Annotated in this window: 24 protein-coding genes; 16 read left to right on the top strand and 8 right to left on the bottom strand. The window is 63.0% G+C overall.

Features of this window, described 5'->3' with window-relative positions; translation table 11 throughout:
• The first annotated feature begins 51 nt into the window (after window positions 1-51).
• The 3 genes from ispH to rnhA are packed head-to-tail and all read left to right on the top strand — an operon-like array spanning window position 52 to window position 2463.
• On the top strand, window positions 52-1038 hold the full coding sequence (gene ispH / locus K3136_RS12015) for a 4-hydroxy-3-methylbut-2-enyl diphosphate reductase (RefSeq protein ID WP_221430541.1): 987 nt from the start codon (window positions 52-54) through the stop codon (window positions 1036-1038).
• Window positions 1039-1989, top strand: coding sequence for a homoserine kinase (gene thrB, locus K3136_RS12010; protein WP_221430540.1), 951 nt, complete (start codon window positions 1039-1041; stop codon window positions 1987-1989).
• Between the two features lie 27 nt (window positions 1990-2016).
• Entirely contained in the window at window positions 2017-2463 is a 447-nt protein-coding gene (rnhA, locus tag K3136_RS12005; RefSeq protein WP_221430539.1) for a ribonuclease HI, read from the top strand.
• 2 nt (window positions 2464-2465) lie between these two features.
• Here rnhA and K3136_RS12000 read toward each other — a convergent pair whose 3' ends face one another.
• From K3136_RS12000 to K3136_RS11990, 3 genes are all read right to left on the bottom strand, one after another.
• Window positions 2466-2642, bottom strand: coding sequence for a YegP family protein (locus K3136_RS12000; RefSeq protein ID WP_221430538.1), 177 nt, complete (start codon window positions 2640-2642; stop codon window positions 2466-2468).
• Between the two features lie 69 nt (window positions 2643-2711).
• Window positions 2712-3809, bottom strand: a complete 1098-nt coding sequence (locus K3136_RS11995; protein WP_221430537.1) for an NAD(P)/FAD-dependent oxidoreductase — start codon at window positions 3807-3809, stop codon at window positions 2712-2714.
• Window positions 3806-4798 (bottom strand): alpha/beta fold hydrolase, encoded by a 993-nt coding sequence (locus K3136_RS11990; RefSeq protein ID WP_221430536.1) that lies wholly within the window; start codon window positions 4796-4798, stop codon window positions 3806-3808. Before K3136_RS11990 ends, K3136_RS11995 begins: the two co-directional genes overlap by 4 nt.
• 63 nt (window positions 4799-4861) lie before the next feature.
• Here K3136_RS11990 and K3136_RS11985 point away from each other — a divergent pair, with 63 nt between their 5' ends.
• From K3136_RS11985 to K3136_RS11955, 7 genes are all read left to right on the top strand, one after another.
• Complete coding sequence (locus tag K3136_RS11985; protein WP_221430535.1) at window positions 4862-5575, top strand: A24 family peptidase; 714 nt, start codon at window positions 4862-4864, stop codon at window positions 5573-5575.
• 91 nt (window positions 5576-5666) lie between these two features.
• A complete protein-coding gene (gene cpaB / locus K3136_RS11980; RefSeq protein ID WP_221430534.1) occupies window positions 5667-6743 on the top strand; it encodes a Flp pilus assembly protein CpaB in 1077 nt (358 codons plus the stop codon).
• A 40-nt stretch (window positions 6744-6783) separates the two neighbouring features.
• Window positions 6784-8328, top strand: coding sequence for a type II and III secretion system protein family protein (locus tag K3136_RS11975; protein WP_221430533.1), 1545 nt, complete (start codon window positions 6784-6786; stop codon window positions 8326-8328).
• A 14-nt stretch (window positions 8329-8342) separates the two neighbouring features.
• A complete protein-coding gene (locus K3136_RS11970; RefSeq protein ID WP_221430532.1) occupies window positions 8343-8993 on the top strand; it encodes a CpaD family pilus assembly protein in 651 nt (216 codons plus the stop codon).
• 3 nt (window positions 8994-8996) lie between these two features.
• Window positions 8997-10280 carry a pilus assembly protein CpaE gene (locus tag K3136_RS11965; protein WP_221430531.1) on the top strand — a complete coding sequence of 428 codons (1284 nt, stop codon included), beginning with the start codon at window positions 8997-8999 and terminating at the stop codon, window positions 10278-10280.
• Window positions 10281-10365: 85 nt separating this feature from the next.
• Window positions 10366-11337, top strand: coding sequence for a type II secretion system F family protein (locus K3136_RS11960; protein ID WP_221430530.1), 972 nt, complete (start codon window positions 10366-10368; stop codon window positions 11335-11337).
• 21 nt (window positions 11338-11358) lie between these two features.
• Window positions 11359-12351: a type II secretion system F family protein gene (locus K3136_RS11955; protein ID WP_425594355.1), complete on the top strand. Its 993-nt coding sequence runs from the start codon at window positions 11359-11361 to the stop codon at window positions 12349-12351.
• 52 nt (window positions 12352-12403) lie between these two features.
• Here the strand turns inward: K3136_RS11955 and K3136_RS11950 are convergent, their stop codons facing one another.
• Both K3136_RS11950 and K3136_RS11945 read right to left on the bottom strand, forming a co-directional pair.
• A complete protein-coding gene (locus tag K3136_RS11950) occupies window positions 12404-12874 on the bottom strand; it encodes a MarR family winged helix-turn-helix transcriptional regulator (protein ID WP_221430529.1) in 471 nt (156 codons plus the stop codon).
• Between the two features lie 65 nt (window positions 12875-12939).
• Window positions 12940-13812, bottom strand: coding sequence for a crotonase/enoyl-CoA hydratase family protein (locus tag K3136_RS11945; protein ID WP_221430528.1), 873 nt, complete (start codon window positions 13810-13812; stop codon window positions 12940-12942).
• A 269-nt stretch (window positions 13813-14081) separates the two neighbouring features.
• Here K3136_RS11945 and K3136_RS11940 point away from each other — a divergent pair, with 269 nt between their 5' ends.
• Window positions 14082-15464, top strand: a complete 1383-nt coding sequence (locus K3136_RS11940; RefSeq protein WP_221430527.1) for an NAD-dependent succinate-semialdehyde dehydrogenase — start codon at window positions 14082-14084, stop codon at window positions 15462-15464.
• 27 nt (window positions 15465-15491) lie between these two features.
• Window positions 15492-16091 carry an SDR family oxidoreductase gene (locus K3136_RS11935; RefSeq protein ID WP_221430526.1) on the top strand — a complete coding sequence of 200 codons (600 nt, stop codon included), beginning with the start codon at window positions 15492-15494 and terminating at the stop codon, window positions 16089-16091.
• 78 nt (window positions 16092-16169) lie between these two features.
• Here K3136_RS11935 and K3136_RS11930 read toward each other — a convergent pair whose 3' ends face one another.
• Window positions 16170-16955, bottom strand: a complete 786-nt coding sequence (locus tag K3136_RS11930; RefSeq protein WP_221430525.1) for an SDR family NAD(P)-dependent oxidoreductase — start codon at window positions 16953-16955, stop codon at window positions 16170-16172.
• A 64-nt stretch (window positions 16956-17019) separates the two neighbouring features.
• The gene (locus K3136_RS11925) at window positions 17020-18192 is read right to left on the bottom strand and encodes an acetyl-CoA C-acetyltransferase (RefSeq protein WP_221430524.1); all 1173 of its coding nucleotides are present in this window, start codon (window positions 18190-18192) and stop codon (window positions 17020-17022) included.
• Window positions 18193-18325: 133 nt separating this feature from the next.
• On the opposite strand from K3136_RS11925, the gene K3136_RS11920 reads away from it, so the two are divergent.
• The 3 genes from K3136_RS11920 to K3136_RS11910 are packed head-to-tail and all read left to right on the top strand — an operon-like array spanning window position 18326 to window position 21663.
• Window positions 18326-19072: a 2OG-Fe(II) oxygenase gene (locus K3136_RS11920; protein WP_221430523.1), complete on the top strand. Its 747-nt coding sequence runs from the start codon at window positions 18326-18328 to the stop codon at window positions 19070-19072.
• Entirely contained in the window at window positions 19069-20748 is a 1680-nt protein-coding gene (locus K3136_RS11915; RefSeq protein WP_221430522.1) for a putative 2OG-Fe(II) oxygenase, read from the top strand. The genes K3136_RS11920 and K3136_RS11915 overlap by 4 nt, the downstream gene beginning before the upstream one ends.
• 9 nt (window positions 20749-20757) lie before the next feature.
• Entirely contained in the window at window positions 20758-21663 is a 906-nt protein-coding gene (locus K3136_RS11910; RefSeq protein WP_221430521.1) for a class I SAM-dependent methyltransferase, read from the top strand.
• 150 nt (window positions 21664-21813) lie between these two features.
• Here the strand turns inward: K3136_RS11910 and K3136_RS11905 are convergent, their stop codons facing one another.
• On the bottom strand, window positions 21814-24723 hold the full coding sequence (locus K3136_RS11905; protein WP_221430520.1) for a TonB-dependent receptor domain-containing protein: 2910 nt from the start codon (window positions 24721-24723) through the stop codon (window positions 21814-21816).
• 266 nt (window positions 24724-24989) lie between these two features.
• On the opposite strand from K3136_RS11905, the gene K3136_RS11900 reads away from it, so the two are divergent.
• Window positions 24990-25517, top strand: coding sequence for a type VI secretion protein (locus K3136_RS11900; RefSeq protein WP_221430519.1), 528 nt, complete (start codon window positions 24990-24992; stop codon window positions 25515-25517).
• Window positions 25518-25560 lie beyond the last annotated feature (43 nt).

The raw sequence follows: 25560 nt of genomic DNA, 5'->3' as shown, positions 1-25560 counted from the left end.
GGGCGACGCGTGCCCTAGCTTGGCGCGATGCAAAGCGCTAGAGGGGCGAGCATGAACGCCCCCTTTCCGTCCACGACACAGAATCCCTCCACCTCCGATCCGCGGGTGCCACTGCAGCTGCTGATCGCGGCTCCGCGGGGCTTTTGCGCCGGCGTCGACCGCGCGATCGAAATCGTCGAACGCGCGCTCGAGAAATATGGTGCACCGGTCTACGTGCGCCACGAAATCGTCCACAACCGCTATGTGGTGGACAGCCTGAAGGCCAAGGGCGCGATCTTCGTCGAGGAACTGGACGAAGTACCCGACGACGTGCCGGTGGTCTTTTCCGCGCACGGTGTGCCCAAATCGGTCCCGGCAGAGGCCGACCGCCGCAAGCTGCTTTATGTCGATGCCACCTGCCCGCTGGTGAGCAAGGTTCACCGCCAGGCGGAACGGCAGATCGAAAAGGGTCAGCACATCCTCTTCATCGGGCACGAAGGCCATCCGGAAGTGATCGGCACCATGGGCCAGGTCCCCGAAGGCCGGATCACCCTGGTGGAAACGGTAGAAGACGTCGCGACCCTGCCCTTCTCGCAGGAAGACGACCTTTCCTATCTCACCCAGACGACGCTCTCGGTCGATGACACGGCCGATATCATCGAGGCGCTGGAAGCACGCTATCCGCAGATCGTCGCGCCCAAGGCCGAAGACATTTGTTACGCCACCAGCAACCGTCAGGCCGCGGTCAAGATCATCGCGCCCAAGTGCGATCTCGTCCTCGTGATCGGTGCGCCGAATTCCTCGAACTCGCTGCGCCTCGTTGAAGTCGCTGAGCGGCTGGGTACCGATGCACGGCTGATCCAGCGCGCCGACGAGATCGAACCCGAATGGCTCGAGGGCGTCGGGACAATGGGTCTCACTGCGGGCGCTTCCGCCCCGGAAAAGCTGGTACGCGAAGTCGTCGACCGCCTGTCGGAATGGCGCCTGGTCCAAGAAGAACCCATCGCTGCGGCCGAAGAGAACATGGTCTTCAAATTGCCGCGCCAGCTTACCGACTAGGTGGCGGTCTACACCCATCTCGGTGCCGAGGCGCTTGCGCGCCTCATCGGCGAATATGCCCTTGGCGAACTCATATCCGCCAAGGGCATTGCCGAGGGTGTCTCCAATTCCAACTGGCTGGTCGAGACGACGAAGGGCCGGTTCATCCTGACCATGTACGAGCGTCGCATCGATACGGCGCAGCTTCCCTTTTTCCTCGGCCTGCTCGACCATCTCGCGGCGAAAGGATGCGCCGTCCCTGCGACGATCCATGACCGCAGCGGCGCGGCATTCCGGCATGTCGACGGCAAGGCGGTCGCGCTTATCGAATTCCTGCCCGGCGTTTCACCGAGCGTTCCGACCGCCGAGCAGGCCCGTTCCGCAGGAGCGGCGATCGCGCGGGTCCATCTCGCAGCAAAGGACTTCGACGGGAATCGGACCAACGATCTCGCGCCTGCCGACACACTTGCGATCCTCGAAAAATGCGGCGCGGAAAAGCTGGCGACGATCGATCCGGAACTGCCTGCGATCCTGCCCCTGGCGAGCGATCTTGTCGCACATTGGCCGCAGGACCTGCCCGGCTCGATTATTCACTCCGACCTGTTTCCCGACAATGTCCTGATGCTCGGCGGCGAGGTGTCGGGCATGATCGACTTCTATTTCGCCTGCAACGACGCGATGGCCTACGACCTTGCGGTGACCCATGCTGCGTGGTGCTTCCCCGAAGGCACCTATGACGCCGCGCTCGGGCATGCGCTGGTCGCTGGCTACGAATCGATACGCAGCCTCGAGAAGACAGAACGCGATGCCCTCCCCCTGCTGGCCAGGGGTGCCTGCCTGCGGTTCATTGCCAGCCGCGCGGAGGACTGGCTCGACACGCCACCCGATGCGCAGGTCCTGCGCAAGGATCCCATGGAGTTCGTCCGGCGCTGGCAATTTTACGACGATGCGGGCCGTGAAGCGTTTGAATAAGGCGGCATAGGCGCTAGGGCGGCTGGCATGAAGCGGGTCGAACTGTTCACCGACGGAGCATGCAAGGGCAATCCCGGGCCGGGTGGCTGGGGCGCATTGCTGCGCATGGGGCCTCACGAAAAGGAAATGTCCGGCGCCGAGGCCAAGACGACCAACAACCGCATGGAGATGACGGCGGCGATCCGCGGATTGTCAGCCCTGATCGAGCCGTGCGAAGTCGATATCTACACCGACAGCAAGTACCTGATCGACGGGATCACCAAATGGGTGCACGGCTGGAAGAAGCGCGGCTGGGTCAATGCGAGCAAGAAGCCGGTCATGAATGCCGACCTGTGGCATGATTTGATCGAGCTTACAGCCCGTCACAAGGTCGAATGGCACTGGGTGAAGGGTCATTCGGGCCACCCGGAAAACGATCGGGTGGATGCCCTCGCCAGCGACGCCGCCGAAGCGATCGCCGCTGGCGGGACTTAGAATTACGTATTGTCGACGGTTTCCGCGCCGGGTCCGTTCTTCTGGATCGAGGCGATGGCGTTCTTCGCGCTATCCTTCGAGCTGTAGCCTTCGGTCGAGAACATCACTTCCGAATTGTACTTGAAGCGCACGCGATACTCGCCTGCCTTGTCTTTGTAGATTTCGAAATGGTGACCCATCGTTATTCCTCTCGTCTGCGGTTGGGTTGGTGGATTCGGGCGTCACATTAACAAATGATGCGCGCTTGGCTAGGCGAAGCGCGAAGGATCGTAGATCGCGGCATCAAGCTGTGCGGTCATGTGATCTCTCGGGCGCCCCAACAGGAGCTGGCCAGCAAGCCTTGCTGCCGCTGGCGAGGTCTGAATGCCGTAGCCGCCCTGCCCGGCAAACCACGCGAAGCCTTCGACTTGCGGATCCCAGCCATAGACCGGGCAGCGGTCCGGCGCGAAGCTGCGCAGCCCTGCCCAGCGACGTTCCACTCCGGTGATTTTCCAGTCGACAACCTGCTGCAGACGATCGATTGCAGTGGCGACGTCCAGTTCCTCGGGCGCAGCATCACAGGGTTCGCTCGGCACCTCGTCATGCGGGCTCAGCCACAGGCGCCCCGCTTCGGGCTTGAAATAGAAGCGTCCCGAAATGTCGAGCACGAGAGGCTGATCCGGCAACGGAGCCGGATCGGTACGCAGTTGCACCACGGTCCGGCGGAGAGGCCCGATCCCGACCGGTTTTGCTCCGGCCATCTCGGCGAGCCCATCCGCCCATGCGCCCGCTGCATTCACAAGTGTTTCGGCAGTAATTTCGTCACCGATTTCGGTGCGGATCGTCCACAATCCACTTGCGCGTGTGGCTGACACCACTCTCGAACGGCACTTCAGGATCACCCCGGCCTTGCGTGCACGCGACAGGTAATGGGCGTGTAGACCGGCCACGTCGATATCGGCGCAGGCAGGCTCCCAAATGGCGCCTGTCCATTCTTCCTTCAGTCCGGAAAGCCGTGCCTCCAGCCGGTCGCGGCCCAGCCTCTCGATTGTCGCACCGGTATCGGCGAACCTGTCCATGAAGGCATCGAGTGCGCCCGCATCTTCCTGGCGGCCGATGTAGAGGGCGCCGCGCTTCGTGAGGAAGCCGTTCTCCCGAAGATATGGCCCTGATGCGAGGGTTAGCGGGACAATCTCCGGTCCGCCGTAACACTCTTCCCAGAAGGCGGCGGAACGGCCGGTGGAATGATAGCCCGGCTGGTCTTCTGCTTCGAGGACGCAGACGCTGGCCCCGCCCTCTGCCAGTTCGGCGGCGAGGCTGGCTCCGGCAATACCGGCTCCGACAATGGCGAAATCGAAACCTGTCACGTCGCGGCTGGAGCTACCTTGTCGAGGAATGCGGAAATGCCGTCCATCGCCCGGCCGCGCACGGCATCGACTTCGCGCAGGACCTCGTGATGGGCCTCGGGTCCGAATTCGATCAACTCGCCCCTCGGGAATCGCCCGGCTGCACGCACGGCAGCCTTGTGATCGACCAGCTTGTCGATCGATGTCGACACGATGAGCACGGGGACCTGCACCTTTTCCATCGCGCCCGGCTTTTCGAGTTCGCGCGTGGAAGCATAGGCACTTTCGACCCAGCCCCAGCTCCCTGGCCCCATAGCAAGCTCGGGCCGGTTCTCGCGCCACCACAATTCGTCGGCGTAGCGATCATCGTCATGCGTCAGGAGGTCGCGGCGGCGTGCTGGCATCTCGCCCGGCTTCTCGCTCCACTTCCAGGCGGGGCGCTTGGGAGAACCGATACGCGTCATGACGCGCGCGACGGAATGCAGGACCGCCAGCGGGAGCGGCGGGCCGGCCATCCCCAGCATCGGAGCCGACAGGACCACCGCATCAGGCTGGATCGCCCCGTCGACAAGAGCACGCGCGACGATGTGACCACCCATCGAATGGGCGACCAGCACGTGCGGGCCAGGTGTTTCCTTTACCCAGCTGTCCCAGAAATGCTTGAGATCGGCGACCCAGACGGAGAAATCTTCCACGTGTCCGGTAAGCCGGTCATCCCCCAGCCGCCCGGACCCGGCCTGCCCGCGCCAGTCGGCAGCGGTCACGCGCCATCCGGCCCGGTGCCATTCTTCAAGGCTTTCGAGATACTTCTCGTAGAAGTCACCCCGCCCCGGAAGGAACAGCAAGGACCCCCTCGTTACGCGCGAGGGCATCTGCCAGTCGATCCGGCGCAGTTCGTGGCCGTCCTGTGCTGTCCAGCAACTCTCGGTCGCATTGGCGGGAATAGCCCGGCGATCGATCGGCTTTTCTAGCGTTTCGGTGATGGCAGCCTCCGTTGCACCGCGTGTCATGGTTACTCTTTAGTAAGCATGTTTGTGTAGCCCGATACCGAAGCACATTTCGGAAAGCGGGTCATGGACCAAGAAATTTTCACCTACGTTCTGCTCGGCGCCTTGGCAATCGCGCTGCTGGTCGCCGCATTCACCGACCTCAAGAGCCGCACGATCGGCAACAAGCTGAACATTGCCATCGCTGCGGGCGCCCCGCTGTTCTGGTGGGCCAGCGGCCTGTCGCTGTGGCCGGGTGTTGCGATCCAGCTTGGCATCGCAGCCATTACCTTTGCCGTATGCTGCGCATTCTTCGCGATCCGCCAGATGGGCGGCGGCGATGTGAAACTGCTGACCGCGCTTGCCCTGTGGTTCCCGCCGACGAATTTCCTCGGGCTCGTCCTCATCATGGCCATGGTCGGCTGGGTGCTGACGCTGGCCATGGGCATCTGGGGCGTTGCCCGTTCCAACGTGCTGGGCGGCAAGCCCGTGCGCGATACCTTTATACTGGTGGCCTGCACGCTGATCGCCGGCAACTTCGCCAGCGCCGTGCTCGGCGGGCCGAAGCTGGCAATCCCGTCCAGCGTCGTCCAGTCGCTCGGCACCAGCGAGACGGGCACCATTGCCATCGCGCTGATCCCGATTGCCCTGCTCGCAATCGCGACGCTCGTCTCGATCCGAATCATCCGCCGTCACAAGCACCAGCCGCGTGTTCCCTATGGCCTGGCCATATCGGTCGCGGGCCTCTGGATGCTCGGCGGCAGCTTTCTTGCGGGAATTTCTGCAACTGCCGCGGGCTGACAACCCGATTTTAACCAATCGCCACTTACAGATGGAAACCATAGCTGCCCGCATCCGATTCTGCGCGGGCCAACGAGGGGGCTGAATAGCCATGGATAGGAAGAAGCTTGTTCTGCTGGTAGGTGCACTGGTCATTGCGATCGGTACCGCGCTTGTAGCCCGCAGCATGATCGCCGGAGCCGCGGCTCCGCAGGCAGAGGCCGCAGCGGTTGTCGAACCGCAGGGCCCGAAGGTTCTCGTCGCGCAGCGTGCGCTGCCGACTGGTACCATCATCACCGCAGATGCCATCGGCTATCAGCTGTGGCCGGAAGAGCTCGTCCAGGACGCCTACTTCCTCGATGGTGAAGCCGATGTCTCCAAACTGATCGGTACGGTTGTCCGCCATGCAGTTACTGCAGGCGAACCGGTTACCCAGGGTTCGCTGGTGAGCCCCGGCGACCGCGGCTTCCTTGCTGCAGCCCTCACGCCCGGCATGCGCGCCATCACGGTGCCCGTCGATGCGAAAAGCGGCGTTGCCGGCTTCGTCTTCCCGGGTGACCGCGTCGACATGGTTCTGACGCAGACCGTCCAGGGTGAAGAAGGTGCTCCGCTGAAAACGTCGGAAACCATCCTTCGTAACCTTCGCATCCTCGCAACCGACCAGGCGACCACGCAGGTCACCGTCGACGGCAAGACCCAGGTCCGCCCGTTCCGCACGGTGACGATCGAAGTCACGCCGACGATCGCCGAGAAGGTGGCCGTTGCGCAGACCATCGGTACGCTCAGCCTCGCTCTGCGCTCGCTGGCCGATAGCGAACACGAACTCGAACGCGCCATCGCATCGGGCGATCTCGTGATCCCCGACGACGCGTCGCCGGAAGAAGAAGAACGCCTGTTGCGTGAAGTCGTAGCGCGTCCCGACGATGCCAAGGGCACCTATGTGACCGGCGGCGACGTCTCGCGCTTCCAGCGCAGCTCGATGCCCGCCCAGCAGCGCCAGCGTGGCGGTGGTGGCGGCGGTGACGGTGCAGCAGCACCGGTCCGCCAGGGTCCGAGTGTCATCGTTACTCGCGGCAAGGTGCAGGAACGCGTCACCGTGGGCCGTGCAGGTGCACTCAACTCCTCGGTTGCCTCGGGAACTCGCAACGCCGGAAGCACTGTTCCGGTCGCGCTGAGCACCGTCCGTTAATCCGATGATCAAGTCAGGAAGCCATTCAGGGGGCCATTCCATGAAACGTCGTCTTACCGCAAAACTGCTGCTTGCCGGACTGGCGCTCGCGCCGCTGGCAGCCGCTCCGACCAGTGTGGCTACGGCCCAGGCGGTCGTCAGCCCGACCACGGACATCGTCCTTTCGATCGGTCGCGGCGAACTCGTCAACGTACCCGGCACCATGGCCGATGTGTTCATCTCGAACGATCAGGTCGCCGACGTACAGATCAAGTCGCAGCGCCAGCTGTACCTGTTCGGCAAGTCCGGCGGTGAGACCACGGTCTACGCCAGCAACGCCGCAGGTGACATCATCTGGGCAGCCAACGTCCGCGTCGGCTCGAACATCGGCAGCATCGACCAGATGCTCGCCCTTGCGATGCCCGAAGCGAAGATCAACGTCGCCACGATGGGCACCAATACGGTGCTCCTGACCGGCACGGTCGCCGCTCCGGAAGACGCAGCGGACGCCCAGGCACTGGTCGAAGCCTATGTCGGTGAAGGCACCAACGTCATCAGCCGCCTGCGCATGGCGACGCCGCTGCAGGTCAACCTGCAGGTGCGTATCGCCGAAGTCAGCCGCAGCGTTGTGCGCGCCATTGGCGTGAACCTCGCCTCGGTCGATACAACGAGCGGCTTCAAGGTCGGTGTCGGCCAGGGTTCGGGTTCGTGGATCCCGCAGTATACCCCGGGTTCGCCTGTCGGTCTCGGCGTCGGCCTGACCGAAGGTCCCGAGGGCAGCACGGTTATCCCGGGCAGCCAGCAGGGTTCGACCATCGGCATCGAGGGCAACCTGCTTGGCCTCGACATCGCATCGGCGCTCGATCTTGCGGAAACGCAGGGCCTCGTGACCACGCTGTCGCAGCCGAACCTGACCGCCCTTTCGGGCGAAACGGCAGAATTCCTCGCCGGTGGCGAATTCCCGATCCCGCTCAGCCAGGGTCTGGGTAACATCTCGATCGAGTACAAGAACTACGGTGTGAGCCTTGCCTACACGCCGACGGTTCTGGCCAACGGCCGTATCTCGATCCGCGTTCGTCCCGAAGTGTCGGAACTGTCGAGCCAGGGCTCGATCACGCTGAACGGCTTCCAGGTGCCCGCTCTGGTCACCCGCCGCGCAGAAACGACCGTGGAACTCGGCTCCGGCCAGAGCTTCATGATCGCCGGCCTGCTGTCGAACAACTCGCAGAACTCGATCGAGAAGGCTCCGGGCCTCGGCGATGTGCCGCTCCTCGGCAATCTCTTCCGTTCGACTAACTACCGCAAGGGTGAAACCGAGCTGGTAATCGTGGTGACGCCGTATCTGGTGAAGCCGGTCAATGCGAACGACATTCGCCTGCCCACGGACGGCTATCTCAAGCCGACCGAGTTCCAGCGTCTGATCGAACTGCGCGAAGCCGATGGCGTTTCGGGCGCAAGCCGCCCGATGCCCTCGGCAAACGGCAGCGGTGCCGCACCGCAGCTGTCGCAGGGCACGCAGGCCGAAGGCGAACAGGTCGCCGCACAGGCAGACACCCGCCGTAACGAGAAGACCGCGGCTGCCAAGCCCGGCTTCAGCTTCGAATAAGGGAGACGAGAACAATGCGTATCAACATCACTCGCAAGCTCGCAGCTCCGCTGGCAGCCTCGCTCGCACTCACCCTGGGTGCCTGCGGCGGCGTCAACATGGACAACCGCACGCTCTACAGCGTCAAGCAGCCGGTCGTGGAACGCTCGAACTTCACGCTCGACGTCAGCACCAATGCAGACGGCCTGCCCGTTTCCGAACAGCAGCGGCTCGCCGGCTGGTTCGAAAGCATGGACCTGCGCTACGGCGACCGTGTCTCGATCGACGATGGCAACAACAGCCTCGCCGTGCGTGACGACATCGCCGCACTTGCAGCGCGCCACGGCATCCTTCTGGCTGAAGGTGCCCCGGTGACCGTGGGCAACGCCCAGCCGGGCCAGGCACGCGTCGTCATCACCCGTTCGAGCGCTTCGGTCCCGGGCTGCCCCGACTGGTCGCACACGGCCGAAGCCAACGACAAGAACTCGACCAATCCCAACTACGGTTGCGCCACTTACAGCAACCTGGCCGCGATGGTCGCCAATCCGGAAGACCTCGTCCAGGGCCAGCAGGGCACCGGCGAGACGGTCGTGACCACTTCCACCAAGGCAATCCAGTCCTACCGCGACCAGGCACCGACCGGCGCGGGCGGCCTGCCTGAAACCAATAGCCAAGGAGGCAACTGAGCCATGAGCGCTTTTTCGAAACCCGGCATGCCCGGCAATCGCGATCCGTTTGCAGCCTATATCTGCGACGAAACGGCGCTGGACGTCCTGCGTCCGGTCGTGATCGAACTCGGCTGGCAGCCGGAAAAGTGCAACAAGGGCGGCCTGCGCAACGCAGTGCAGTCCCTGTCGGTCTCTGCCAGCCCGAACATCCTGATGGTAGACCTGTCGGAAAGCGGCGATCCGCTTAACGACATCAACGCCCTCGCCGAGGTTTGCGAACCCGGTACGGTCGTGATCGCCATCGGCCAGGTGAACGACGTGCGCCTTTATCGCGACCTGCTCGCGAGCGGCATCCACGACTACCTCCTGAAGCCGCTGTCGGCCTCGGTCCTGCGCGACTCGCTCAATGCGGCGCAGGCCGTCTTCAGTGCGCCTCGCGGTGGTGAGAGCGAGCAGGTCAAGCGTCACATCTCGACTGCCATCGTTGGCACCCGCGGCGGTGTCGGTGCCTCCACGCTGGCGACCTCGCTGGCATGGTACTACAGCGCCGAAAAGAAGATGCCGACCGCACTGCTCGATCTCGACGTGCACTTCGGTACCGGTGCGCTCACGCTCGATCTCGAGCCGGGCCGCGGCCTGACCGACGCGATCGACAACCCGAGCCGCATCGACGGCCTGTTCATCGAACGCGCCATGATCCGTGCGAACGACAACCTCGCCATCCTTTCGGCCGAGGCTCCGATCAACTCGCCGCTGATGACCGACGGCGCGGCCTTCCTGCAGCTGCAGGAAGAATTCCGCCACGCCTTCGAGATGACTCTGATCGACCTGCCGCGTAACATGCTGATCAACTTCCCCCACTTGCTCAACGACGTGAACGTCGTGACGCTGGTGACGGAAATGACGCTTGCCTCGGCACGCGACACGATCCGCACGCTGTCCTGGCTCAAGACCAATGCCGCACACGCCACCCCGGTGGTCGTTGCCAACAAGGTCCAGCCCGGCGCTGCAGAAATCAGCAAGGGCGATTTCGAGGCTTCGATCGAACGCAAGATCGATATCTCGATCCCCTACGACCAGAAGGGTGCTGCCACGGCTGCCAAGCTCGGCAAGACTTTCCTCGACGCGAACGCATCGGGCAAGGCCACTGCGGGCATGAAGCAGCTCGCCAGCCGCATCATCGGCCTCGGCGACGAGGACAGCGAAGAGGCAGCGGAAGCTGCCGGCAAGAAATCGCTGCTCGGCGGCTTCGACCTCAAAGGTCTGGTGTCGAAGAAAGACAAGGCAGCAGCCGAAGTCGGATAATTTTGTTTCCGGAGCGCTTCGGGCACCTGCCCTTCGCGCTCCGGGACCAACGAACGAACTATGACGGACGGGACGGAGTAGACAGATGAATTTGATCCAGCTCGTACTGGTTGCGGTTGGCATTCTTGCGCTGCTCGTCCTGGGCTATGTCGCATTTGCCGGCCCCAATGCTGCCAAGACCGGCCAGCGTCGCCTGCAGCAGGTACGCTTCCGCCATTCGGAAAGCACCGATGCGAAGGTCGAATCGCAGCTGAAGAAGGCCATCGCGGCCCGCAAGCCCAAGCGTCACAAGACCGCGGGTTCGGATTCGCGCGTCGAAGCCCTCGCCATGCGTCTCGACCGTACCGGCAAGGGCTGGACGATCAGCCAGTACGCCTACGTCTCGCTCGGCATCGGCCTCGTCGTGGCAGTGATCATGTTCCTGCGCACGAGCTCGCTTCCGCTGTCCTTTGCGATCGGCATCTTTGCCGGCGCCGGCATTCCGCACTTCATCGTCGGTCGCGCTATCAAAAAGCGCACCAACGACTTCAACGTGAAGTTCCCCGACGCCATCGAACTGCTTGTTCGCGGTCTCCGCTCGGGCCTTCCGGTGACCGAAACGCTTTCGGTCGTCGCGCAGGAAGTCGATGGCCCGGTCGGCCAAGAATTCAAGGGCATCGTCGAACGCATCAAGATCGGTCGCACGATGGAAGAATCGCTCGAGGAAACGGCCAATCGCCTTGGCATCCCCGAGTTCAACTTCTTCTGCATCACGCTCGCTATCCAGCGCGAAACCGGTGGTAACCTCGCCGAAACGCTGTCCAACCTGTCGGACGTGCTGCGCAAGCGTGCCCAGATGAAGCTCAAGATCCGCGCGATGAGCTCGGAATCGAAGGCCTCGGCCTACATCGTCGGCGCCCTGCCCTTCATCGTCTTCACCATGATCTGGTGGATCAACCCGGACTATGTCGGCAGCTTCTTCGTCGACGAGCGCCTGATCGTCACCGGCCTTGGCGGCCTCGTGTGGATGAGCATCGGCGCCTTCATCATGGCCAAGATGGTCAGCTTCGAAATCTAAGGACCCGAGGGACAAGTCATCATGGAAAGCGGTAACGGACCCACACTCCTCGGCTTCGACGTCATTGTCGTCGGCTCCATCCTGATGGGCGTGGCAGCTCTCGCGGTTCTCTTCGCGATCTACACTGCCGTCACCATCAAGGACCCGATGGCCAAGCGTGTGAAAGCGCTGGAAGGCCGTCGCGAAGAGCTGAAAGCCGGCCTCGTCACCTCGGGCTCGAAGAAGCGCCAGAGCCTGGTGCGCAAGACCGACACCTCCGACAAGGTGCGCGACGCCCTCGGCAACATGAAGGTCCTGCAGGACAGCCAGGTCGAGGAAATGCAGCAGAAGCTGGCATGGGCCGGTTTCCGCAACAAGGAAGTCGCAGTCGTCCTGATCGGCCTACGCATGGTGCTTCCGGTTATTTTCGGCCTCATCGCCGGCGTGCTGCTCTATGTCGTCGAGATCTTCCCCGATTGGGAATTCAAGCGCGTCGCTGCTCTCTCGGCTGCCGTTTTCTTCGGCTACAAGGGCCCGGAAATCTACCTGAGCAACATCGCAAGCAAGCGCACCGATGCTATCCGCAAGGGCCTGCCCGACGCGCTCGACCTTCTGGTCATCTGCGCCGAAGCCGGTCTGACGGTCGACGCCGCGTTCAACCGCGTGGCAAAGGAACTGGGCCGTGCCTATCCGGAACTGGGTGACGAATTCACCCTGACCGCAATCGAGCTGTCCTTCCTCAACGAACGCAAGAAAGCCTTCGACAATCTCGCCTATCGCGTGAACCTCGAAGCGGTGAAGGGCGTGGTCACCACCATGGTCCAGACCGAACGCTACGGTACTCCGCTGGCATCCGCGCTGCGTGTGCTCTCGGCCGAATTCCGTAACGAGCGCATGATGCGCGCCGAAGAAAAGGCAGCCCGTCTGCCGGCGATCATGACCGTGCCGCTGATCCTGTTCATCCTGCCGGTGCTGTTCATCGTCATTCTCGGCCCTGCGGCCTGCGACATCTCGGACTCCTTCATGACCCAGTAGGGTCGGCGAAGAAGCAACCGAATAGCGAACCAGGAAAGCCTGGCCGGCTTACTCAGTCGGCCAGGCTTTCTGCGTCGAAGTCCCCGGCATTTTCGCGCAGGCGCGCCAGCATGTCGCGAAACGCGTCCTGCTCCTCGGTGCTGAGTACAGAGAACATCTCCGCCTCGATCTTGAGTGCCAGCGGCATGATGCCGGCATGGACCGCCCTGCCCTCTACCGTCAGTTCGAGCAGGTGGGAACGGCCGTCTTTCGTATTGGGCGTGCGCGCAGCAAGGCCGCGGCTCTCCAGCGTCTTGCAGGCACGGTTGACCGGCACCTTGTCCATCAGCGTCATCTGCGACAGCTCGCGCTGAGTCAGCGGGCCGCTGTCGCCGAGGACGGCCATGATACGCCACTCGGTCGTCTTCAACGCGAACCGCCTGCGATACTGCTCCGCAATCCGTGTCGAAATCGCATTGGAGGCGATCGACAGCTGGTAGGGCAGGAAATCGGCGAGGCGCTTGGCGGGCTTGCGTGACGACATGACGCCTAGCTGTAACCTTCCCTCCGCTATTGGCAAGGTTTCAGCTGTGACTATCACATGTGCAACTATTCGTATTCAGGCTCGTCCCACCACGGGTAGAAGTCGGGCATGTTCTCGCCCACCGTGTCCGGATAGGCAGGCGGACGCTTCTCGAGGAAGCTCGCGATCCCCTCCTTCGCATCATTGCTGCGGCTGAGGCGATAGATCGCGCGGCTGTCGATACGGTGCGCATCCATCGGGTGTCCGCCCGCGCCGATCCGCCAGAGCATCGCCCGCGTCATGGTAACCGAAACGGCAGAGGTATTGTCCGCGATCTCGCGCGCTATACCCACCGCTGCGTCCATCAGTTCGCCCTGCGGATGGACCGATCGCACGAGGCCGCGATCCTTCGCTTCGGCTGCATCGAAGATCCGGCCGGTCATGCACCACTCGAGCGCAGTCTGCATGCCGACCAGCTTGGGCAGGAACCAGCTGCTCGCAGCCTCGGGCGTAATCCCGCGCCGCGCAAAGACGAAGCCGAAGCGCGCATTGTCGCTGCACAGCCGGATATCGAAGGGCAGCTGCATGGTCGCGCCAACCCCCACGGCAACGCCGTTGCAGGCGCCGATCAGCGGCTTCTTCGAATTGAACAGACGCAGCGTCAGCCTTCCCCCGCCATCGCGTACGCGCGCATCGGAAAGGTCGTCCACCGGATCGGGATCGGAAAAGACATGGCCGCCGCCCTCCGGCGTAAGGTCTGCGCCGGCGCAGAATGCCCGCTCACCCTCGCCGGTCACGATCACCGCGCGCACGCTGTCGTCGGCATCGGTGACGTCCATCGCATCGATGAATTCCTGCATCATCACCCGCGTGAAGGCGTTCATCTTCTCTGGCCGGTGCAGCGTCACGGTGGCGATGCCATCGGCGATATCGAGCTTGATTTGCGTGAATTGGGTCATGGTGGCGTCTCTCTCCAGCTGTCCGGCAAGATGGAACACATGGAACACGGTCCTGACAAGTAAATCAGTACCGGCAGGCGGCTTTCGCCAAGGGCGGCACGAAAAAGCGGGCTGCAGGATTTCGGCATCCTTCCACCACAAAACCTTCGGCAAAGAGCAGGAAATCGGGGCTCCCGCCCGGTTCCCGCCTGCAACAAAAATAGTTTCCGGAACGCCTGAGCGTGAGGGTCCGTTTCAAACGCGACCCCCTATTCATTCCAAGGTGCCCCATGCCGCAGATCACAACCAACAATCCCGCGACCCGCGAGACCATCGAAACCTACGACCTGATGTCGAAGGAAGAGGCCTTCGCCAGGATCGACGCCGCTCACCAAGCCTATCTCGATTGGCGCACCCGCAGTCACGAAGACCGCGCCGACGTCCTGCGCAAGATCGCAAAGGTCCTGCGCGACAATACCGATCGCATCAGCGACCTCATGACCCGCGAAACGGGCAAACTGCTCAAGGACGGCAAGACCGAGGTCGAGATCTGCGCCCGCATCTTCGAATACAGCGCCGACAACGGCCCGTCCGAGCTCGCAGACGAGGAGCGCAAGCATTCGGGCGGCAAGAAGCGCGGCATCGTCACCTATTCGCCGATCGGCGTGATCTATTCGATCCAGCCGTGGAATTTCCCGCTCTACCAGCCGGTGCGCGTGCTGGCCGCCAACGCGATGGCAGGTAACGCCTGTGTCCTGAAGCACGCCTCGATCTGCACCGGCAGCGGCCTGCTGCTGCGCGACCTGTGCCTCGAGGCCGGATTGCCAGAAGGATTGTTCGACGTGGTCCTGGTCGATCACGATTTGTCGGACGAGATCATCACCCATGACAAGATCCGCGCGGTCACCATGACCGGCAGCGATGGCGCTGGCCGCCATATCGGCAAGACTGCAGCCGAAGCGTTGAAGAAGACCGTGCTCGAGTTGGGATCGAACGATGCCTATCTCGTGCTCGAAGATGCCGACATCGACCTCGCGGTGAAGACCTGCGTCGCCGGCCGCCTCTACAACAATGGCGAAACCTGCGTTTCTGCAAAGCGCTTCGTCGTCACGGACGCCGTTTACGACCAGTTCGTCGAAGGCTTCGTCGAACGGATGAAGTCCACCAAGATGGGCGATCCAAAGGACGAGGGCACGCAGCTGGGGCCCGTTTCCAGCAAGGAACAATTCGATACGCTGGTCGAACAGGTCGGCAAGAGCCTCGAGGGTGGCTGCACGCTGCTGTGCGGCGGCGACCCGGAAGAGGATCCCGACGGCTGGTACTATCCCGCCACCGTGCTTGCCGACTGCAAGCCGGGCACACCGGCCTATGACGACGAATTGTTTGGCCCGGTCGCCTCTATCATCCGCGCCAAGGACGACGAAGACGCCATGCGCATCGCCAATGACAGCCGGTATGGCCTTGGCGGCGGCATCTTCACCAAGGATGAGGACAAGGCAATCCGGCTGGCCCGCGACCATTTCGATACGGGCATGATCCGCATCAATTCCTTCGGCGCGGCAGACCCGAACATGCCCTTCGGCGGGGTCAAGGACAGCGGATACGGCCGCGAACACGGCGGCTTCGGCATGAAGGAATTCGTCAACACCAAGGCGATTTTCCTGCCCTCGTAAACAGACCAGAAAACACGGAGCAGACCCATGAAAGTTCTTGTAGCCGGAGCCACCGGCAATACCGGCCAACGCCTTGTCCAGGAATTGTGCGATCGTGGCCACCACCCAATCGCGCTCGTTCGAGACAGTTCCGACACCAGCGGCTTGCCCAAAGGGGCCGAGCAGCGTGTTAGCGACCTCACCGACCTTGCGGATGACGTGACGGCGGATTGCGATGCCGTGGTGTTCGCGGCCGGCTCGGGCGGAGGCACCAGCGCGGAGATGACCGACAAGGTCGATCGCGACGGGGCCATCGATCTCATCGACAAGGCAGAAAAGAGCGGCGTGCGCAGGTTCGTCATGCTGAGTTCGGTCGGTACGCAAAATCCCGATCCCGACAGCGATCTCGCCCATTATCTGCAAGCCAAGCACGACGCTGACGAACATCTCAAGGCCAGCGACCTCGAATATGCCATCCTGCGCCCGGTATCGCTGACCGACGACGGGCCGACCGGCTCGGTCATCCTCGGCGAAGATGTCGATCCCAAGGGCAAGGCAGCGCGCGGCGATGTCGCGGTTATCCTCGCCGATGCGGTCGAGCAGGACGAATGGGCAGGCGCTGTCAGGCTGATGCAGACCGCCTACTAACCACCCATCTTACATACGCAAAGCGCCGCCCGTTCCTTGAGCGAACGGGCGGCGCTTTCACGTTTGGAGCAGGATCGCTTAGCGCGGCGCCATGCGGATCGCGCCGTCGAGACGGACGTCTTCGCCGTTGAAGTAGCCGCACTCGATCATGGTCATGGCGAGCATGGCGTACTCTTCCGGATTGCCCAGGCGCTTGGGGAACGGGACCGAAGCGGCCAGCGCGTCCTTCACCTGCGGCGGGGCAGCGTTCATCAGCGGGGTGTTGAAGATGCCCGGGAGGATGGTGTTCACGCGGATGCCTTCCTGCATGAGGTCGCGTGCGATGGGCAGGGTCATGCCGATCACGCCGCCCTTCGATGCCGAGTATGCCGCCTGGCCGATCTGGCCGTCTTCACCGGCAACCGATGCCGTGTTCACGATCGCGCCGCGGTCGCCGTCTTCGGAAAGCGGGTCGAGCGTCATCATGCCGGCTGCCGACTTGGCGATGCAGCGGAAAGTGCCGATCAGGTTCACCTGGATGACGAATTCGAACGCCTGCAGCGGGAAATGGCTTATCTCGCCGGTCTGCTTGTCGCGCTTGGCGGTCTTGATGGCATTGCCGATCCCTGCGCAGTTGACGAGGATACGCTCCTGGCCGTGCGCCTCGCGTGCCTTGGCGAAACCGGCGTCGACGTCTTCGTCGCTCATCACATTGACCTTGCAGAAGATGCCGCCGATGTCCTTGGCGACGGCTTCGCCCTTCTCTTCGTTCATGTCGAAGATGGCGACCTTCGCGCCCTTGGCCGCAATAGCGCGGGCGGTTGCTTCACCAAGGCCCGATGCACCGCCGGTGACGACTGCGGGGGTATTGCTGCTGACTTCCATGGGGGTAATCCTCTCGTGATTTTAGAAACTTAAAGCGCCTCAACGCCGATAAACGTGAATACGCTTACAGCGATTCAACGATGGTAACGTTGGCGACACCGCCGCCTTCGCACATCGTCTGGAGGCCGTATTTCTTGCCGCGCGCCTTCAGCGCGTGGACCAGCGTGGCCATGAGCTTGGTGCCCGATGCACCCAAGGGATGGCCGAGCGCAATAGCGCCGCCGTTGACGTTGAGCTTTTCCGGATCGGCACCGGTGTGCTTGAGCCATGCGAGCGGCACGGGTGCGAAGGCTTCGTTGACTTCGAACAGGTCGATATCCGAGATTTTCATGCCGGCACGCTCCAGCGCGCGGTCGGTGGCGAAGAGCGGTTCTTCCAGCATGATCACCGGATCGCCCGCGGTGACCGTCAGGTTATGGATGCGCGCCATCGGGGTGAGCCCGTATTCCTTCAACGCCTTCTCGCTCACGACCAGCACCGCACTCGACCCGTCGCAAATCTGGCTGCTGGTGGCGGCCGTGATGGTGCCTTCAGGACTAAGCAGCTTCACGCCGGCGATGCTTTCCAGCGTGGCGTCGAAGCGGATGCCCTCATCCACCGTGTGCATTTCGGTGCCTTCGGGCGTCTCGATTTCCACCGGCACGATCTCGGCTTCGAAGGCACCCGACTTGGTCGCCTCGATGGCCTTCTGGTGGCTCGACAGGGCGAAGCGGTCGAGATCGTCCTTGGTGAAGCCGTGCTTCTTGACGATCATCTCGGCGCCCATGAACTGGCTCCACTGGATGCCGGGGTATTTCTCTTCGAGGCCCGGCGACTTGTAGTTACCGAGGCCTTCTTTCATGTGGAACATCGCGGTCGAGCCCATCGGCACGCGCGTCATGCTTTCCACACCGCTGGCGATCACCACGTCCTGCGTCCCGCTCATCACGGCCTGCGCCGCGAACTGGATCGCCTGCTGCGAGGAACCGCACTGGCGGTCGATGGTGACGGCGGGCACGCCCTCGCCGAGGTGCTTGGAAGCGAGCACGGCATTGCGGCCGACCTGCATGGCCTGTTCGCCGCCCTGGCTGACACAGCCCATGACGACATCGTCGATCACCTTGGCTGCAAGGCCCGAGCGCTCCATCACCGCGTCGAGCGATTTCGCAGCGAGATCGACGGGATGCACACCGGCAAGGCGCCCTCCCCTGCGTCCGCCAGCGGTCCTTACGGCTTCGACGATATAGGCTTCGGGCATGGGGGAGAATCCTCTTTCCGTTTCGATTTGCGACTGGCCTATGGGCGGTTTCCGTTTACGTCAAGTGCAGCTTACAGGGACTCGCGGGCAGCCGTGCTTGCGAGCAGCCGGAGCGCGTCGTAAGGCTGCGTCCATGGCCGCAAAGAAGCTCTTCGAAATCAATCCCGACCTCGACCGCAAGGCTCTGGCAGCGCGCTTTGCCGAGCGCGGGCGCGTACAGGTGCGCGACGTGCTGACTGAAGAAACCGCGCGCGAGATCCAGATGATCCTCGCGCGCGCCACCAAATGGGGCATGGCGGTGCAGGCAGGCGACGGTCCGGGGATCGAGCCGCAGAGCTTCCGGCAGGAGGAAATCCAGGCACCGGGCGGCGCGGAGAAGGTCAATGCCGCCGCGATGGCCGCACACCAGGCCTCCGCCCGCGGCGATTATGCCTTCCGCTTCGCCCAATATCCGATCCTCACCGCGGTGCAGGAAGGCTGGGAGCCGGGCGGCCCGCACGAACTGCTGCTCGAATATATCAACGCGCCCGAATTCCTCGACCTTGCGCGCGACATCACTGCCACGCCAACGTTGACCAAGGCGGACGGGCAGGCATCGCTCTATGCGCCGAACCACTATCTCGGACGGCATATCGACAGCCATGTCGCTGAAGGGTGGCGCTATGCCTATGTCCTCAACTTCGCGCCGGACGACTGGCATCCCGACTGGGGCGGCTACCTCAACTTCCTCGACGAGGATGGCGACATCGTCGAAGGCTTCCGCCCGCGCTTCAACGCGCTGAACCTGTTCGCCGTGCCGACCAGCCACATGGTTTCCTACGTCCCACCCTTCGCACCCATGGGACGCACTGCGATCGTGGGCTGGTTGCGCGACAAGTGACGACCGCGCCGCAGGACTGGCACGCCCGCGCGATCGCGGCAGAGAGGTTGGGAGATCGACCACGCGGCCTCCAGTTGCTGGCCGAAGCGCTTGCCGAGCATCCCGACCATGCCGGCCTTCACAACACTGCCGGATCGATGGCGCTTCGGGGCGGTGAACCTGTCGCCGCCGAAACGAGCTTTGGGCGGGCGCTGGCAATCGAGCCGGACAATCTCGAATACGTGCTCAACCGCACCATCGCGCTCGGACAGCTGGGCCGCCACGAAGAAGCGCTGGCGCTGCTGGCAGAGAATGAAACCGCAGGTGCAATGCAACCGCGCTACTGGTCGGTACGCGGGAATACCTCGCGCATGGCGGGCGATCTGGCGGCGGCGCGCGAGAGCTACGACAAGTGCCTCGCGCTCGACCCGCGCCATGCCAAGGCGCTTCACGGCCGTGCCCGCGTCGCGCTGGCGCGCGGCGAAAGGCAGGCGCCGCAATTCTTCGATGCTGCCCTCGCGGTGGTGAACACCGAGGCCGATCTCTGGCTGGGCAAGGCGCAGGCGCTCGACGTGGCCGGAGAGGCAGCGCAGGCACGCGGCATTGCAGAGCAACTTGTCTCGCAGGCCCCGCAATGGCTCGATGCGCTGCACCTCCTCGCGCAATTGAGGCTGGCACTAGGTGAAAGCGATTTCACCGCACCCTATCGCGAGGCGGCGCAGAGACTGCCTCAAGACCCGTCGATCCCCATGGCGCACGCCCAGACGCTGGCGGGGCTCGACTATTTCGAACAGGCCGCAGTGGTCGCCGCAGATGCCCGCCGCCGTTTCCCCGAGGATCACAGCTTTGCGCTGCTCGAGGCGATCCATGCCGGTGAGGCGGGACAGGCGGAGCGCGCAGAAGCGATCTTCGCTGAGTTGCCGTTGCAGGGCAGCACGCGCAGCCTCCACGAGGCCCGTCACCGCATCAGGCTGGGCGAACTGGACCGGGCTCAGTCGCTACTGGACGAGGCCGTCCGCGATCCGTCGCTGGAGCATTCGGCCTTCGCCCTCCTCGGCCTCGTCTGGCGGCTCAGGGACGATCCGCGCGCCGAGTGGCTGCATGGCCAGGCGGAACTGGTCCAGCTGCGCGAATTGCGCGATGCCGACAACATCCTCCCGCAGGCGATCGAACGGCTCCACGAGCTGCATGACGGATCGCCCCTCCCCCTCGGCCAGTCGCTGCGCGGTGGCACCCAGACGCGGCACATCCTGTTCCAGCGGCATGAAGAGATATTCGCGCGGCTCCACGCGGCGATCCTGGCGACGCTGGAAGACTATCGTGCGTGCCTGCCGCAATCCGATGTCGGTCACCCGCTGCTGAGGCGTCGCGACGATCCGTGGAAACTACAGGGATCGTGGTCGGTACGCCTGCGCGGCGGAGGCGATTATCACACCTCGCATATCCATCCCGAAGGCATGCTGAGCTCAGCGCTCTACCTGATCGTGCCGGAGGATGCGCAAGGTGAAGAACGGCAAGGCTGGCTCGAAGTGGGCCGGCCTCCGCCCGATCTCCGCCTGGACCTCGAACCGATCCGCACGATCCAGCCAATCGAAGCGCATCTCGCGCTGTTCCCGAGCACGCTCTATCACGGCACAACCCCGTTCGGGGATGGGCTGCGAATGACGGTGGCGTTCGACGTCGTGCCTGCGATATAGCGCGCGGCCATGAGCGGGAAGCCACAAGACGAGAAAGCCTGGGGCGAATTCTGGGCGCGCAATGCACGCAAGGGCGGCGGCGGTTGCATGCCGCAGCGCTGGGCCGCGATCGAGCAGGCACAGCAGGCCGCGTGGAAAGGCTTCATTGAGCGGGTACCGGGCACACCCCGCGTACTCGACCTTGCCACAGGCGATGGCCGCGTGCTCGCATGGCTGATGCACATGCGCCCGGGTATCGAGGCGACCGGCACCGACCTCGCCCCGCAGCTGCCTCCCCCGCCTCCCGGTGCGAAGGTGATGGCCGGTGTGGCTATGGAAGAGCTGCCCTTCGATGACGCAAGCTTCGATGCGATCACCAGCCAGTTCGGCTTCGAATATGGCGATACCTCACGCAGCGCGATGGAAGTCGCGCGCGTGCTTGCCAAGGACGGCCGCGTCGGACTGATGGTCCATCGCGGCGACGGCCCGATCCTTGAACACAACGCGGTTCGCCGCGAGCAGATCGGCTGGGTGCTGTCGGAAAAGGACCTCTTCACGCATGTCCGCAATGCACTGGCCAGTGACGATGCCGATGGCGCACTTGCGCTTGCGACGGAAGTGACCCGCGAAGGCAGCGAGCGCTGGGGGCAGACATCTCCCGGCTGGGAAATTCCGGAGGCCGTGCGCCGCACGCTGATCTACGGCGCGCGTGGTTCGCGCCAGCAATTGCTCGGCACGCTCGACCAGATCGAGCATCAGGCAGGCAACGAGATCGGCCGTATCGATTCCCTCGGTCGCGCTTGTGCGGCGGCGGATGATCGCGACATGCTGATGGCCCATTTCCGCGATGCCGGGCTGGCGCTGATCGATACGACAGAGGTGTGCGAGCCTTCGGGCCGCGCCTTTGCGGACTTCCTCACGCTCGAATGGGCCTGAGTTCCACCCCACATCAAATTAGCAGCGCGCACTGGACGACCCGTCACGGCGAATACCGTGCCGCGTCCACTGCGCTGACCCGAGGCAAAGAAAAAGGGCGGCGGACCGAAGTCCGCCGCCCCTCTTGTGCGAGACGTCTCGCGGCTGAGCTTAGAACTTAAGCAGAGCCGAGACGAAGAAGTCGCGACCAAGCACATCGTAGGTGCTCGGGTAGGTGTTGGCCTGCTCCTGGTTGTCACCAAGCAGCGTGCCGTTGTTCACCGACGAGACTTCGATGCCGTTGAAGGTCGGCGTCTGCGGCAGCGTGTCGAAGATGTTGTTCACACCAACGGTCACGGTGACGTTCTCAGTTGCCTCAGCCGAGAAGGTGAGGTCGAGAAGGTCGTATGCCGGGATACGCTCCGAGCCGTTGAAGGCAGCGTAATCGACGCTATCATCATCGTCGTCGACAGCCGACAGGTGACGCCAGCGGATCGAGGTGGTCAGCGGGCCATCGATGAACGATGCACGTGCAGTCCACTTGAACGACGGGGTCGGTTCACCGCAGGTGATGCCGAACTGGCCAGCACATTCAACGATGTCCGCACCAGCGAACGGCTCGAAGAACGAGCTTTCAGTCCAGGTACCGAGGAACGACAGGTTGAAGTCCTGTTCGCCCGTGTCGGTCATCAGCGAGAACGGAATGGTCGTGCTGTAGGTTGCCTGAAGGTCGACACCCGAGACGCCCAGCGTTGCCACGTTCTGACCACCGAGGACCGGCGGGTTTGCAGTGGTGATTGCGCCTGCAGCGTTACGGATCGAACCGTTGCCGAAGAACGCGCCACAAGCTGCAGCATTCGGATCCTGAACCTGGTTGAAGCACAGGTCGAACGAATTCTGCAGCGAGATCGTGGTGATCGCGTTTGCAATCTCGATGTCGAAGTAGTCGGCAGTGATCGCAAGGCCGGGCAGGAAGCTCGGCTGGAGAACAATACCAGCAGTCCAGCTATCGCCGGTTTCTTCTTCGAGGTTCGGGTTACCACCGAACAGTGCAGGGATCTGCGCGTTCAGCTGGATAGCCGGGTTACCGAGGTTGGCGACCGGAACACCGTTGGCGACACAGATGTTGCCAAGTGCGCTGCCGGCGGTTGCTGCTGCGGTACCGCAGGGGTCGGTTGCGCCCGGGAAGCCGATCGACTGACCGCCGAAGAGCTCACCCACGTTCGGGGCACGAACTGCACGCTGGTACTGACCACGGAGCGTAACGTCCGGGATCGGCGAGAACTCGACACCACCTGCGTAGGTCCAGACACCGCCAACGTTCTCGAGCGAGTAGTCCGAATAACGGGCTGCACCGGTGAACTCGAGGCGAGCCGAACCGAATTCGATCGGCACGTTAAGCTCGGCGAACAGTTCCTTGACGTTGTACGAACCTTCGGTCGGGTTACCGGCGTTGAAGCCGATCACGTCGCCCGAAGCCAGTGCGGTGTCAGGAATGAACTGCGAAGCAACGCCGCGGTATTCAGCACCGACTGCGAATGCAACCGGCTCCGAGTCAGCACCGATGGCGAAATCGCCGAAGGTACCCGAAACGGTGGCAACAGCGTTTTCGAGGGTCGAGACGTCGCCGTTCTGTGCACGGATCGAGATCTGGTCGACCATAGCAGGCGTCAGCGTGCCGAGACCGAAGATGTTGATCGGGTCTGCGGTGCCGTCGAGGCCAGCCTGGAAGGCCGAACGCGAGATGTTACCATCCTGGATGTTGGCGTTACGCGTACGGGCATACATGTAGTACGCGTCATACGAGAGGTAATCGCCGATCGGGCCGCTGATGCCGCCGAGGACGCGGAATGCGTTACGCTCGTCGAGCGAGTTACGGGCACCGGTTTCGATCGTACGACGCTGCAGGAACAGCGTGATGTTGTCCGGGTCGCCGTCGGTTTCGGTCGCGTTCAGCTGCTGGAGCTGTGCGAAGTCACCGGCGTCGAGGAACGGCTGGATCGTGTCGAGGTTGACAGTGAACGAGCCGGTAACCGGCGTAGCTGCCAGTTCCTGTGCAACGCGGTTATTCACGAATGCGACTTCGGTGTAGAACGTGTGACCGCCACCGATGTCGTAGTCAGCGTAACCGCCGATCAGGTAACGTTCCTGCGGGATCTGCAGGTAGTTGACCGGAGCGTAGTTGTAGGTGTCGCCCGTACGCGTACGGAAGTCGCCTGCAACGTCGTCGAAGACGACTGCGTTGTTGGCAGCGAAGTCCGTGCCGGTGCGGTCGCCGTCACCGAAGTAACGGATAACGCCGTTCGGCAGGGTCGACGAACCGAACTGCTGCTGCGGAGCGCCGAAGCTTTCACCGCCGAGTGCGAAGTTCGAGAACGCACGGTCGCCCTGGAAGATCGAATCGCGGTTGAAGTACTCGGCGAAGACGGTGGCGCTACCGCGGCCGTCGTCGAACGAGGTACCGATTGCACCGTGGACTTCGTAGCGAGCACCGTCACCGCGTTCGGTGATCGAGTACTGGCCGCCCATTTCGATGCCGTCGACCTGACGCAGGTTGAAGTTCACGACGCCAGCAAGTGCGTCCGAACCGTAAACAGCCGATGCACCACCGGTCACAACGTCGACCGAGTCGAGCAGGAACGAGGGGATCGTGTTAAGGTCGACAACCTGCGAGGTATCGTAGAACATCCAGCGACGGTCGTTCACGAGGACGAGGGTACGAGCCGAGCCGAGACCGCGAAGGTTCAGCGTTGCGGTACCGGTGCCCGGGTTGTTCGAGTTCGAAGTGAAGCCCGGGACAACCTGCGGGAGCGTGTTGACCACGTTCTCGACGTTGACGGTACCCGAGAGCTTGAACTCTTCGTCCTGGATGACTGCGATCGGTGCAGCGGTTTCGACGTTACGACGCGCAATACGCGAGCCGGTGACAACGATCGGTGCAACTTCTTCAGCCTGCACGCCCGGCTGGGTGGCCGGTTCGTTATCCTGGTCGTCGGCCTGCGCCAGAGCGGGCGAAGCAATCATGGCACCTGCCATGATCGTGCCCGTCAGGAGCGAAGCCTTGGTGAAACGATAAGACATTAGTTTCCCCTCAATTTCGGGCACCACACAAACGGTACCCCTAGAAAAGACTGGATTCAGACATGTGTCCGAATGTGGCGCATCTAGGCCGATGGGGAGGCGGGGAGCAATCGCAGACACAAATGATGTAGACGGAATATTGCCGGTGTGACATTCCGGTTACAGTTGAAACATCCTCCGGAAAGGGCGAGCAAAGCCGCCAGAAACCTGCCCGATAAGCCTTCTGGCAGACAGTGTGCACAAGAGGACCAAGCGAGTATGCGATCATGACCACGCTTCGAAAGAATGTTGCCGCCAGCGGTATTATCTTGCTCCTCGCAGCGCCCGCTTCGCTCGCGCTTGCGCAGGATACCGACGGGAACGAACAGCTTGCGGCGCTGAAAAATTGCCAGTCGATCGAAGCGCCGGAAGAGCGTCTTGCGTGCTATGATCGCGAGGTTGCGGCCGTGGTCAGTGCGAGCGACTCCGGCGAGATCCAGGTCGTCGACAAGGAAGACATCCGCGAAACCCGTCGCGGCCTGTTTGGCTTTTCGCTGCCCAAGACCGGCATTTTCGGAGGCAGGGACGAGGAAAACGACGATGCGATGACCTCGCAGATTACCGCAGTTCGTCAGGTGGGGCGCGAGGGCTACCAGATCACCATTTCCGAAGGCAGCGTCTGGCTGGTCAACGACCCGCCCCGCCGGTTCAAGCCCAAGGTCGGCGACGAGGTCGAGCTGGAACAGGCAGCGATGGGTTCGTTCTGGGTCCGCCTCAACGGCCAGAATGGCGTGAAGGGCCGGCGAGTTCGCTAAGGCGCCCGCCTACACCTTTCCATCACCGCAACGAAAAAGCCCG

Origin of the sequence: Qipengyuania gelatinilytica (assembly GCF_019711315.1) — a bacterium.
Taxonomy (GTDB): domain Bacteria; phylum Pseudomonadota; class Alphaproteobacteria; order Sphingomonadales; family Sphingomonadaceae; genus Qipengyuania; species Qipengyuania gelatinilytica.
The sequence above is the reverse complement of the archived record's forward strand: the minus strand, read 5'-3'. Positions and strand labels throughout refer to the sequence as shown.